We start from the raw sequence: 12,680 nt of genomic DNA on the forward strand, positions 1-12,680 counted from the left end.
GCCAGATTGGTAAAGGCATAATTGCCATTGGCATCGGTCGTAGCAGTGGCAACCAGTTCGTCATCGGCAGTGCCGGCAACGCCATCAAAACCGGGCCGGTAGAGACGCACCTCCACCCCACTAATGCCAGGTTCTCCACCATCCTGAATGCCGTTATAGTTCTGATCATTCCACACCCGGTCGCCCAGGCGAGCCAACGGCGCGACCAGTCCGGCGTCCCAGGTCACATCGGTCTGATTGGCAACCAGCGTGATCACCGGCGTCAAACCGCCAGAATCGACATCGCTATCGAGCGCATCGTTGCCACCCTGATCAGCGGTCGTAAAGCTAAATCCGGCGGGAAGGTTGCTGAAGCGTACCCGGTAAGAGCCGGCGACCAAACCGGTAAAGCCGTAGCGTCCAGCAGCATCGGTGACAGTCAAGGTTGGTTGCACTCCCGGCGCAGTCGGATTGCTATCGATCGGATTGCCACTACCATCAAGCAGCTCAACCGTCACGCCAGCCACGCCCGGTTCGCCGGTATCCTGCACGCCATCGTTATCGGTATCAAACCAGACCCGGTCGCCAAGAGCAGCGCCGTTTACAAACCCAAAATCGAGCGTCTGATTGCCGTTTGCGTTATCGCCATCACCGGTTGGTTCACCACCGACCGACAACGTCACTGGCAACGAACGAACAGTTCCCCCGATCAAACCACCATTATCATCGTAATCAATATCATTGTCGGGATCGGGCGCCGGATCGTTGCCACTGCTCGACCGCATCCCGAAGAGTGCGCCGCCCGGCGCAAAGTTATCATCGTCGATCACGACGATGTAGACCCCTGCGACCAGATTGGTGAACTGGTAATAGCCAGCGATACCACTGACCGTGCCAGTAACTGCGCCAGCCACGTACTCACCCGGATCAGGGGTACCGTTATTATTCACATCACGGAAGAGACTGAGCCGAACGCCATCGATCCCACTCTCACCATCAGACGGCTCGTAGCGTCCATCATTATCGCGATCAAGCCAGACGCGATCACCCAACCGGAGCGTACCGTCAGGAACCAGCAAACCGGCGTCACGACTGCGATCCAATTGATTGGCAGCCAGACTAAAGCTACCGGTGCGCCCGGTTGACGGATTGGCATCCGAGTCGCGTTCGTCATCGCTACCTGCATCAACGATGGTAAACGAGAAGCCAGTCGGCAACACAAACTCGACCGTGTAGCTACCCGGAGTTAAACCGCTAAAGAGATAGTAGCCGGGATTTCCAAGCAGATCATCGCCGGTCACCGTCTCGGCAATGAGTGTATTACTGGCATCGTACAGCCGCACCGTAATGCCATTAACGCCATCACTGGAAGGTTCATCCTGAATTCCATTGCCATTGCGGTCGATCCAGACATAATTACCGACCGCCGTCACCCTCACCAGACCCACATCCCAGGTATCGTCATTTTCACCCGACACCAGCTCAGTGACAGCGCTGTAGCCAGTTGCGGGATTAACATCCGAATCGCGGCTCTCATCGCCACCCTGATCGGGAGTGGTGAAACCATAACCTGCCGGCGGCGTTACCCGCACATAGTAATTGCCTGGCAAAATGTCATTATCGTCAGAGAAGAGATAGTAGCCAGGGTTGCCATCGTTATCGGGACCAGAGAGAGTAAAGCCAACCCAGCGATCGCCAGTGCTCGGTCCGGCAATACCATCGCTATCCTCATAGAAATCGATCCGCGCCCCATTCACCCCGACTTCGCCAGTATCCTGAATACCGTTCAGGTTTGCATCAAGCCAGACATAGTTGCCGTAAGAGGGCGGGATGATCGGGCCACGCTTAATACCAACCCGTGGCGGCTCGGCAGCCTGCAACGGATTGCCATTAATGTCGGTCGCCCGATAAGCAAAGGTATTCCAGGCGATCTCACCTGGTGTGCCACCCACTGGCGCGCGCATCGGCCAGGTTATAACGAGCGAGTCTTGCGGGTAGAGAATGCGGCTACCGAAGTCGATCCGCACTGCGCGCACTGTCGTAATGTCAGCGGGCAATTCAGTTGACCATTGCGGATCGACACAGCCAGGGGAATCAATGGGATTACCGTTAATATCCGTCAAACCCAGGTCAGGATTGCGGCACGGGTTGCTGGTTGTGCTGTAGTACACCGTCGCGCCATCAGGCGCCTCAATCGGGCCGGCCAGATAGGGTTGCCATTGGCTCGCACGCGAATCGTTGAACCGCACCACGCCAACATCACCAACCCAGGGCAAAATATCGATCAAGACCAGATTGGTCAAGGCCACTGAATTGGTATTAGTGATAATCAAGCGATAGTCGGCCATACCACCAGGCGTAGTAAGACCGGTATCGGGATCGCGCGTCCATTCAGTATCAAGCTGACCCAACACCCACTTGGCCGACTCGGCGCTCGCCGTTGCAGCGAGGCTCAAACTGGTGATCGACGACGAGCAGATCAGCTCACTGGTATTGCCATCGCCATCAAGATCATTCGTATCAGGATACTGGCTATTGCACCGGTCGATAAAGATCTCATCCGATGGATTGGCAAAAGCTGCCAGCGCCGCAGTATTTGTAATCGTGCCGGCCAGCGTTGCCGGATCGATGCGGGCCTGGAAACGGATCGTAAACGACTCGCCAGGCGGCAGGCTATAGCCATTCCAGCGCCAGCGCAGCAGAGTGCGCCCCGTTCCATTGTAATTATTGATGACTTCTAAAACTGGATCAGGCGCGCCAGACGGACGCGCGACAACTGTGGAGCTACCAGGCACATAGATAAGGCTTTGCACCAGCAGATCGGCCAGCACCGGATCGATCATACTGGCAGCCGGACTGCCCACTGGCGTGTTTGCCAGGGTAATCGTATATTCCACCGTATCGCCGGCATAGGCAATGGTCGGATTGACCGTCTTATTCACTTCCGCGCGCGATCCCGGCTCAATAATCCGCGTCCGGGCTTCATCGACGCGGGTGGCAGTATAACCATTATAGGTAAACGTACTGGTCGCCTGATTGACGATCACGGCATTCACCGGCACTGAAGTCACAACGGCGCTGAAGTTATGGCCGGTAGCGCTGAAACCAAACGGCAGCGGATCGAGATAGCGCCAGCGAATGGCGGTAATCCGTTCACCGGCAGCGAGGGTGAGGGTACTGCATCCACCGCCGGTATTCGGCGCAATATTCACACAACTGGTCGAAGTAAAGGGGCTACCAGGAACAGCGGTAAACGATGGATTGAGATTGGTCGCGTACTCGAGCGCAACGCGGATCCCGGCGACACTGCCGCCACCGGCAGTGATGCGGGTAACTTCCAGCTCTGGCGGCACCGGATCGGTCACCACCACATCATTCAACTCGGTCGTGCCGGTATTAACTGTACTGATCGTATAGGTCACAGTACTGCCGACCAGCGCCGAATCGGGACCATTCTTGCCAAACCCGTAGCCAGGGGTAGGAGGCTGAATGCGACGGACATCATCATCGGTCAGAGTCAGGGTCACCGAGCCGGCCTGAGCAGTGACCTCCATTGCATTGCGCACCTCGGCGCCAACGGTGAAGGTAGTTGAAGGGAAGATCACTGTGACCGAGCGTGTCACACAGAGTGGCGCAGGCACAGAAAGACTGGTGGCCGGCCATGTCACGGTATTCGTGGCGCCATTGTAGGTACCGCCATCAGACGCGCTAACAAAGACAACGCCGGCGGGAAGCGTATCGACAATCTGGACATTCGTCAGATTCAGCGCGCCAGAGCCATTATCAGGAATACATACCTGCAACTGGTACGTTGTCGGCACATCAGGCGCGCCGCCGGAAACAAACGTCTTCTCTGCCACCGCGCGCGGTTCGGCGCGCGCCGTGATGGTGAGGAGATTAGAAAGGCGCGGCGGCGCAGTTGTAGAGCGCATCTCGGCGCGCAGCGTAGCTGTAGTTCCATCCGGGGTTGTGCCGGCGGGGAAGCGCACGCGCAACTCCAATCGACCGGTACTGCCGGCGGAAAGCGGCGCATTAAACGTCCAGGTAACCGCGCGCGTAGCCGGGTTATAGGTAGACATTGTGCCAGCGCCGAGCGACTGCACATCACCGGCGCCACCGGCCAGTTCTGGCGGGATCACCATCGTTACAGTGGCATTTTCGCACGGTGTATTGACAACGCTCGAACAACTGTAATCGACGTTGATCACCGACCAATCGCCACTATTCACGACCGGGAAATTCGTACTGAGCACAACACTGACGGTGGCATTAGCCAAAACCACATCAGGCCGCAAAACCACAACCATCAGCGCGACAATCAACAGAACGCTCAACAACGAGCGGCGAACAACGATGAACTGCTGCGACATACGCCACATATTCCTGTGTGAAGACAACGATTGCATCAGTTGCTGAGCAACAACCGAAACGCGACCGAATGGTCAAGAAAAAGTATATGCCTGACGCCGAACCAATGCATTACCAGAATTGACGACGAACGTTCAAACGTATCGTCATCGATCTGATGGCAGCGACAACCGGCGCATATCGCGGCACACAATTGTGATGAAGGCGGCCTGGTTTGGTTTGTGAATTGAAACTGACTGATACGGTCGCAACCTTTCTTACCAAAAGGTAGAGAGTTCGCAACCGTCACAATACCCGGCTTCTGCCCGAATAGTACCGATTGCCATGCAATTGACAATCATACCTGATTGGTTGAACCTTCAGCGACGCCTTACCTCTTTGCAATAAGACTTCAAACAAGAGAGCAGCGCATTTCTGACGAAAATTCATGCATATATGCAATTTTTTGAAACTGACAAGCGATTGCACAATTTTTGCAAATATTGCACACGACTGTAATATATGCTATACTCACGCCGAAAAGAACATCCCGAAAACCTCGAATATTTACAGTGACCGGTCGCCGCGTCTGCAAGTAGCGAATGCTTAATGTCACCTGAAAAAATGTAGTGCGAACTCCGCGCTACAGCGTTATTCGCCTCTCTCACAGCTAGAAAGGTGCGCGTAATGGGCCTGATCCGTTTCGCCGTCAAAACCTTTCGCCTCTCGCTCATGCGGGTTGGCGCCGGATGGATGTTCGCTTTGTTAACCTTTAATTTTAACCGGGTCTCAATTGCTGACCTGGGCGCAATGGCAGTCATTGTCACCACCCTTATCGGTCTCCATCACTTTATCTCGTTTTTCCAGGTCTACTGGGGTCGTTTCACCGATCGCTACCCGATCTTCGGCTTGCGACGCACACCCTATGTCATCCTTTCTAACGTTGGCGCGGCATTGATCTTTATGGCCTTGCCGGGTATTGCGGTTGGGTTAGGCGAGCGATCCGTTATCGCCACGATCGAAGCCTTTGCGTTGATCTTTATCTTTGGCGTGCTGATGGCGATGAACGGCAGCTCATCGAATGCACTGATTGCCGAGGTTACAACACCGAAAGAGCGCGGCGCCGTTGTGGCCTTCATCTGGGCGACCGTCATTATCAGCGGCATCGTTTCGGCGGGCGTGTCGCGCGCCATTATGCCGACCTACTCACCCGAGACGATGCAACAGTTGTACAACTTGACTCCGATCATCGTGACGGTGACCGTACTGCTCGGCGTGCTCGGCCTGGAAAAACCTATCTCGCCAGAAGAGCACCGCAAACTCCTGCTGGCAGCGCCTGAAAAGGGTGAGGCCGGTCCAATTGAGACGTGGCGCGTAGCGACGAATCTGATGGGCCACAATCCCCAGGTGCGTGGCTTCTTCCTCTTCGTGCTACTGGCGATTATGGGTATCTTCTTGCAAGATGCCATTCTCGAGCCATTTGGCGCTGAAGTGTTCGGTCTGCCGCAAAAAGACACTGCCGCCTTCCAACAGTACTGGGGCGCTGGCGCACTGCTTGGCATGCTGACCATCGGTATTCTGTCAAGTATCTTTTCGATTGCCAAGAAGACCATTGCAACCCTGGGCGGCCTGGGTGTTGCCGGTGGGTTGGCGATGCTGGCCATCTCTGCATTCACGCATCAGCAGAGCATTATTATGCCCGCTCTCTTGATCATGGGGCTGGGGATTGGGTTCTTCAATGTCGGCGCGCTGGCGATGATGATGGAAATGACCGTTGAAGGCCAGACGGGGCTGTATATGGGGATGTGGGGCATGGCTCAGGGTCTGGGCAACGGTTTTGCGAATGTCATCAGCGGTCTCGGCCATACAGTGATGATCGAAGGTGGCATCGTCTCTCCCGCTGTCGGCTATGGTCTTGTGTTTGGTATCGAAACGCTGTTAATGGTCACTGCCATTGGTATTCTGCGCGGAATTTCGGTGCAAGAGTTTAAAGGTCTCACGCGCCGGGATATTACGACCGCCCTGGCAATGGATACGGCTTCCTGATAGTTGTGAGCGGATTGGCGCAAGGTTTGCGAGCAGGTTCAACGTCAAACACAGGCTGCTTTGCCGACCTCCCATGCTTTGTGTCAATACTGCTCTGGTTCGCTTGAAACAAAACCGGCTCACCTGCCCGGCGGAAAGACCTTACCGGTATGGCGCTTGAGATTGCCTTCGATAAAATTGCTGACGTTTATGATGCCCAGCGCGCCCATCCACCCGCAGTAGCAACGGCGATCGGGCAAGCTATTATGGCTCAGATTGGCAGCGGCGCGCGCGTGCTAGAGATCGGTGTTGGGAGCGGACGCATTGCCTTACCGGTTGCCGCTGCCGGCGGGCAGGTGATCGGGATCGACATTTCAGACGGAATGCTGGCTGCTGCGCGCGAGCGAGCCAGGCAGGCAGCGCTGGTTTTGTCGCTGGTTAAAGCCGATGCCCAGGCTCTGCCGTTCGCCGACGCAACGTTCGATGCCACCCTGGCAGTGCACGTGCTCCATCTCCTTCCTGACTGGCGGGCAGCGCTGGCCGAGATGGTGCGCGTAACCAGAATGGGTGGGGTAATCATTCAGGGCACCGATTGGCGTGACCCGGCCTCGTGTGTCGGTCTCCTCCGCGGACAACTACGGCAGGCTGTGATGGATCTGCTCCCTGGCGCGCGTCCACCCGGCGCCGGCGCTGCGGTGAGTCAGCATTTGACCAAACTTGGCGCGCCGGCAGGTGAACCGATTGAAGCAGCGCGCTGGCAACGCACTGTCAGCCCCGCCGAAGTGATCAGCGGCATGGCTGCTCGGATTGACGCCGAAACCTGGGCCTTGAGCGATGACATCCTGTCAGCGGCTATCGAGCGCGTGCAGGCATGGGCCCAACAACGCTGGCCTGATTTGAACGAACCCCAGGTGGTTGAACATCGGTTTCTTCTGACGGTGAGTCGCGTCGGTGGCATAACGCCGGCAACCAGCGAATAATGCGGAGGACACGGGTTATGTACACTCCTGAACAGCTCGAACGGCGTAACCGTTCGCCATGGACAAAAGCGCAGTTTATCCTGGCGCCGATTCAGTTTATCGTCTTTCTCATCAGCTTTGGATTGGTTATTCGCTATCTTGCTACGGGTGAAGGGTATTGGATCGCGACGATCAGTGTCTGGATCAAGATTGCGCTGATTTGGGCGCTGACGATCACCGGAATGTTGTGGGAACACGACATCTACGGGAAATACTTTATGGCGCCTGAATTCTTCTGGGAAGATTTAGGCAATCTGATCGCGATCCTGACCCATAACGCCTATTTCGTTGCGGTCTGGCTCAAGCTCGATGACCGCACAGTGATGTGGGTGATGGTGTTTGCCTACGTGACCTACCTGTTTAACGCTGGCCAATTCCTCTGGCGTGGGATCCGTTCGGCGAAGGAGCGTCGCCTGTTGCAGGCTCAATTACAGGCGCAGGCAGCCGGAGCTTCGAAGGCTTCCTGATCGGGTGAAGCATTCAATCGGTATCTTCGGGTAGTGTTGCTGACCAGAATTTACGCTTCGGCGTACTAGAAAGTAGATCGTCGTATGCCGATCAAATCGCGCGCGGTAGTTATTCCGAAACGGAATACGATCGAAATTCGCACGGTGCAGGTCAACGAGCCGAAAGCCGGTGATGTGCTGATTAAAACCGCGTTTACCTCGATCAGCGCCGGCACTGAGCGCATGTTGCTCGACGGACGGTTGCCACAGCCCCAACTCCTCTTCCCTGTGGTGCCCGGCTATGAGACGGTCGGACAGGTGGTGCAGGTCGGAAGCAAAGCGCCTAAGGAGTTACTCGGACAGTGGGTGTATATCGGCGGCGCGCGCTGTTTCCGCGGCGTCAATGCAGCCTGGGGCGGACAGAGCGAGTATATTACCGCCGAGCACGAACGGGTAGTGCCGTTAGGCCCAATTGATCCGGCTACCGGCGTGCTGTTAGCGCTGGCGGCCACTGCGTTACACGGCGTCAAGATCGGTCAGATCCGCCGCACCGACCGCGTACTGGTGTTGGGGCAGGGCATTGTTGGCCAGTTGGCAGCGCGATTGGCGAAACTGGTCGGCGCGCACCACGTCGCCGTTGCCGACCGCGTTGCAGTACGCTTGCAGGCCAGCCAGGCTGATCAGGTTATCGACGTTACCCGCGAGTCGCTTGATGAGGCAATTGGTGAGGCAAAAGTAGATGTCCTGATCGAGGCGACCGGCTCGATGGGAGCGTTGTCAGGCGCGCTGCCGTTGCTCGCCAATCACGGGCGGGTGGTACTGCTCGGCTACTATGACCATATCAATATTCCATATGCGCCGGTTTTTATGCGGGAAGCGCAGATCCTGATCGCGCGTGAATGGGAGTTTGGTCCCGACGGCGACCTCCCGCGCGTGCGCGATATGCTCGCCAGTGGTGAATTGAATGTTGATGGATTGCTGACGCATCACGTGCCACTTGACCGGATTCAGGCTGCCTATCGCCTGGCGCTCGAAGACCCTGCTTGCTTAAAAGTGGTTGTGACATGGCCACAGAATGGCGCTGATCCGACCTGACAGGATCCGGTTGTGAGCGATCAAATAGCGGTGGATCACAACGCCCGGTAGTAGGCTCAGTTTTAGCAAGATTGTGGTGACCTGATGCAACCAGGTCACCACCTGGAAAGAGACACCGAGTATGCCAGCGAATCCCAGGCAGAAACAAAGCGGTTCAACTGCGCGAATGCTGGCCGTCTACGGCAAAGGCGGCATGGGAAAGTCATTCTTTACCACCAATCTGGTCAGCAAACTGGCGCTGCTGGGTAATCGCGTGCTCCAGCTCGGCTGCGATCCGAAGCACGATAGCTGCAATGCGCTCTTTGGCGGTGTAAGCCTGCCTACGCTTGGCGATGTCTGGCGTGAATTCAAAGAAGCCGGACGCGAAGAAGAACTGGCAGCCCACCACGTCATTTTTAAGACTACCATTATGAATGGTGCCGCAACCGTCTACGGCTGCGAGATCGGCGGCCCCGAGGTTGGACGCGGCTGCGGCGGACGCGGTATCACCTTTGGCTTCGATATGCTGGAAAAGTTTGGCCTCAGCCAGTGGGCACTCGATTATGTGGTGATGGACTTTCTGGGTGATGTGGTATGCGGCGGTTTTGCGACTCCGCTCTCCCGATCACTGGCGGAAGAGGTGATCATTTTGTGCGGTAATGACCGCCAGAGCCTTTACGCCGCCAACAATATCGCCAGCGCCGCCAAATACTTTGCCAGTATGGGTGGGCGCACGAAGTTGCTGGGGCTGGTTGTGAATCGCGATGACGGCAGCGGCGTGGCTGCTCGCTTCGCCGAAAAGATTAACCTGCCGATCCTGGCCAGCATCCCGCTTGACCGCACAGTACGCGAACTGGCTGATGCCTGCAAGCTGGCACTGCAAGAGCCGCGCTTTGATGCTATCTTCGACCGCCTGGCCCGCCAGATCATCGACCGCACCCTGCCGGTCGTCAATATGGAAGATGTGCGACCACTCGAATACAAAGAGTTCCTGAGTGTGTTTGGCGCCGAAGAGCCTGATATTGTCCCCGATGGCGCGAGCGCCGAGGAGCTATTTGGCGGCAAATCGATCCGTCAACCGGCGCCGGTGATCACACTGGGTTTGATGGAGCGAGCCGTTGGCGACAAACCGGATATGGATGCGCCTACCCGGATGGTGGTGAAGCGTCTGCTGAAAGAGTTGGGTATGTATGTCACCGAGGCCGCTTATGACCCGAAAAAGGGCATGACGTTAACCGTTGACGGACACACCACCATTTGTATGGGTAACACTGACGATCTTGACAGCAAAATTGCGATACTGGCCGCATTGCAGCGTTCGGGCGAACAATTTCGCTACGTTGACCTGCGCCGTCCGGCCAGTCCATTTTACCGTTAGTCAAGCGGCATTGTAACCGCGAGCCGGATGATGGAGGTGAGCGATGCGGCTACGCCTGGTCACCAAACCGATGGAGTATCGGGTAGCGCCACTGATGCTCAGAGTGCGCTGGTGGATCGAGGGATGGATCTGGCGCTGGGGTCAAACCGCAGCGGCACTACACGCCGATAACCCGGAGTCGCAGAATCCGTTCTGGAGGCGGTAATGAATGAACACGATGAACTGCCAGATCTGAAAGAACTCAACCGCCTGTTGATTGAGCGAATGCGGGTGAAGCGTCGACCGGTCGCGATTACCTACTGCTACGAAGGGCCGCCACCAGGGTACGAACCGGTCAACATTGTGGCGTGTGCGATTGTGCGCGAAGCGGAACAGGGTCGGCGTGTCTATGTTGATGCCAACCACCACGACTGTTGGGTCGGACAATACCATCTCGGCTTTAACCCTGATCCGGGGCCATATATCACCGAAGGGGTATATCTCACCGACGCTCAGGGGTTCTATACGCCTGAAGCAGCGGCCTGTAACAAGCGTCAGAGCTACTCGCTGCCGGCAGGGATGATCAAGGCATTGGCAGCCGCGCCGCTTGATGATGTTCCCGATGGCGTGCCGGTTGATCTGATGGTGTGTGTGGTTGACCCGCAACGCGCAATGCAAATTGCCGGCGCGGCCAGTGTGCGAATCGGCACGTTTCCGGTCGGCGAGTTGGGTGCCAGTGCATGCGCCTCAATTTTCGCTGCGCCGTGGCACACGAAAAATTCAGTTTTTGCGATTGGCGACGGCGGCGGACGAATGCATAACCGGCTCGATCCGAGCGAAATGTTCGTTTCCATCCCGCGATCACATTTGCGCTACGTGGTAGAATTAATAGAGAACTTCCGTATCGATCCGCAGAAGATGCGAGAAGTCATAATGCCGTCGTATGCCGCAAAGGCAAAGCAACCGCGAGAGGAGTGAACACTATGCCAAGCGGACTCGGAGAAGCCACCCAAATGATCGGTCCGTTGACGCCAGCAATCCTGTGCTGGGCATGTTTGATCCTGACCGTCCTTGGCCTCGGTCTCACATTCTTGTGGACGAATGTGACCGCCTTTGCGCGCCGCACCCGCAATGGGCGGAAGCCGACAGCCGGATCGGTGGTCAAGTCGCAGCGATAACGCGAAACCCAGCGGGATTGTGGCATACCCGTCGCCTGTCGTGATCGGGTAGTCGTTAGATGTCCCGCCTGTGTGGATGGAATGGGGTTGGGCGGGCATGTGCCCGCTCATTCATTTTGCAAAGGTGCTGCGCAATGAGCAAAGAACAAGAACAAGACCAGGTCGTCGCAACCTCTGAACCGTCAACAAACGGTCAAACTCCGTTGCCAAATGCGCCAGTTCCACCGTATCCGTTTGTCGCGATTGTTGGTCAGGCTGAATTGAAACTGGCCCTGTTGCTCTGCGTCGTCAATCCGACAATTGGCGGCGTCATGGTGATGGGGCACCGCGGCACAGCGAAATCAACCGCCGTGCGGGCGCTGGCCGCGATGCTGCCTCCGATCAAAGCGGTTGCCGGTTGCCCCTATTCGTGCGCACCGGATCGAACTGCCGGCCTGTGCGATCAGTGTCGAGCCGTGCCCAAATCGACCGGCAAAGCCAAAAAACCGGCTGTAATCAACATTCCGGTGCCAGTAGTCGATTTACCGCTCGGCGCGACTGAAGACCGGGTTTGCGGCACTCTCGACATCGAACGCGCCTTGACCCAAGGCGTACAGGCTTTCGCCCCCGGTCTGCTGGCCCGCGCTAATCGTGGCTTTCTCTACATTGATGAAGTGAATTTGCTCGAAGACCATCTGGTCGATGTTTTGCTTGACGTTGCCGCATCAGGGGTGAATGTCGTTGAGCGTGAAGGCATCAGCGTGCGCCATCCGGCCCGCTTCGTCCTGGTGGGATCGGGCAACCCGGAAGAGGGTGATTTACGCCCGCAGTTGCTCGACCGGTTTGGCCTGCATGCCCGCATTACCACCATTACCGATGTCAATGAACGAGTGGAGATCGTTAAACGCCGGCGGGAATATGACGCCGATCCGTTTGCGTTTGTTGAGAAGTGGTCGAAAGAGACCCAAAAGTTGCAGCGCAAGATCAAGCAAGCGCAGCGTCGTCTGCCAGAGGTCGCACTCCCCGATCCGGTGCTGTACAAGATTGCCGAACTGTGTGTCAAACTCGAAGTTGACGGGCATCGCGGTGAATTGACGCTGGCGCGCGCGGCCACAGCGCTGGCAGCGCTTGAGGGGCGCAACGAGGTGAGTGTGAATGACGTGCGGCGCATTGCAGTGCTGGCACTCCGGCACCGGTTGCGCAAAGATCCATTGGAGACGCAAGACGATGCGGTACGGATCGAGCGCGCCGTGGAAGAGGTTCTGGTTTAGCGCTC

At 56.8% G+C, this 12,680-nt stretch carries 10 protein-coding genes; 9 read left to right on the forward strand and 1 reads right to left on the reverse strand.

Annotated elements, in window-relative coordinates:
• Positions 1-4,349, reverse strand: a 4,349-nt coding sequence (locus tag Q0650_RS17060; protein ID WP_298821158.1) for an SdrD B-like domain-containing protein, incomplete at its 3' end; no start/stop codon positions are given.
• A gap of 664 nt (positions 4,350-5,013) precedes the next feature.
• Between Q0650_RS17060 and Q0650_RS17065 the strand changes: the two genes are divergently transcribed.
• The 9 genes from Q0650_RS17065 (at position 5,014) to bchI (ending at position 12,675) form a co-directional block, all read left to right on the forward strand.
• Positions 5,014-6,372: a BCD family MFS transporter gene (locus Q0650_RS17065; RefSeq protein ID WP_298821160.1), complete on the forward strand. Its 1,359-nt coding sequence runs from the start codon at positions 5,014-5,016 to the stop codon at positions 6,370-6,372.
• A gap of 149 nt (positions 6,373-6,521) precedes the next feature.
• Positions 6,522-7,331 (forward strand): class I SAM-dependent methyltransferase, encoded by an 810-nt coding sequence (locus tag Q0650_RS17070; protein ID WP_298821162.1) that lies wholly within the window; start codon positions 6,522-6,524, stop codon positions 7,329-7,331.
• Between the two features lie 17 nt (positions 7,332-7,348).
• Complete coding sequence (gene bchF, locus Q0650_RS17075; RefSeq protein WP_298821164.1) at positions 7,349-7,837, forward strand: 2-vinyl bacteriochlorophyllide hydratase; 489 nt, start codon at positions 7,349-7,351, stop codon at positions 7,835-7,837.
• An 84-nt stretch (positions 7,838-7,921) separates the two neighbouring features.
• The gene (bchC, locus tag Q0650_RS17080) at positions 7,922-8,911 is read left to right on the forward strand and encodes a chlorophyll synthesis pathway protein BchC (RefSeq protein WP_298821165.1); all 990 of its coding nucleotides are present in this window, start codon (positions 7,922-7,924) and stop codon (positions 8,909-8,911) included.
• 121 nt (positions 8,912-9,032) lie between these two features.
• Positions 9,033-10,268 (forward strand): chlorophyllide a reductase iron protein subunit X, encoded by a 1,236-nt coding sequence (locus tag Q0650_RS17085; RefSeq protein WP_298821167.1) that lies wholly within the window; start codon positions 9,033-9,035, stop codon positions 10,266-10,268.
• Between the two features lie 43 nt (positions 10,269-10,311).
• Complete coding sequence (locus Q0650_RS17090) at positions 10,312-10,473, forward strand: hypothetical protein (RefSeq protein ID WP_298821169.1); 162 nt, start codon at positions 10,312-10,314, stop codon at positions 10,471-10,473.
• Complete coding sequence (locus Q0650_RS17095; protein WP_298821171.1) at positions 10,473-11,225, forward strand: DUF169 domain-containing protein; 753 nt, start codon at positions 10,473-10,475, stop codon at positions 11,223-11,225. Before Q0650_RS17090 ends, Q0650_RS17095 begins: the two co-directional genes overlap by 1 nt.
• Before the next feature lie 5 nt (positions 11,226-11,230).
• The gene (locus tag Q0650_RS17100) at positions 11,231-11,425 is read left to right on the forward strand and encodes a hypothetical protein (protein ID WP_298821173.1); all 195 of its coding nucleotides are present in this window, start codon (positions 11,231-11,233) and stop codon (positions 11,423-11,425) included.
• 134 nt (positions 11,426-11,559) lie between these two features.
• Positions 11,560-12,675, forward strand: a complete 1,116-nt coding sequence (gene bchI / locus Q0650_RS17105) for a magnesium chelatase ATPase subunit I (RefSeq protein ID WP_298821176.1) — start codon at positions 11,560-11,562, stop codon at positions 12,673-12,675.
• Positions 12,676-12,680 lie beyond the last annotated feature (5 nt).

This window comes from uncultured Chloroflexus sp. (assembly GCF_937129525.1).
Classification (GTDB): Bacteria; Chloroflexota; Chloroflexia; order Chloroflexales; family Chloroflexaceae; genus Chloroflexus.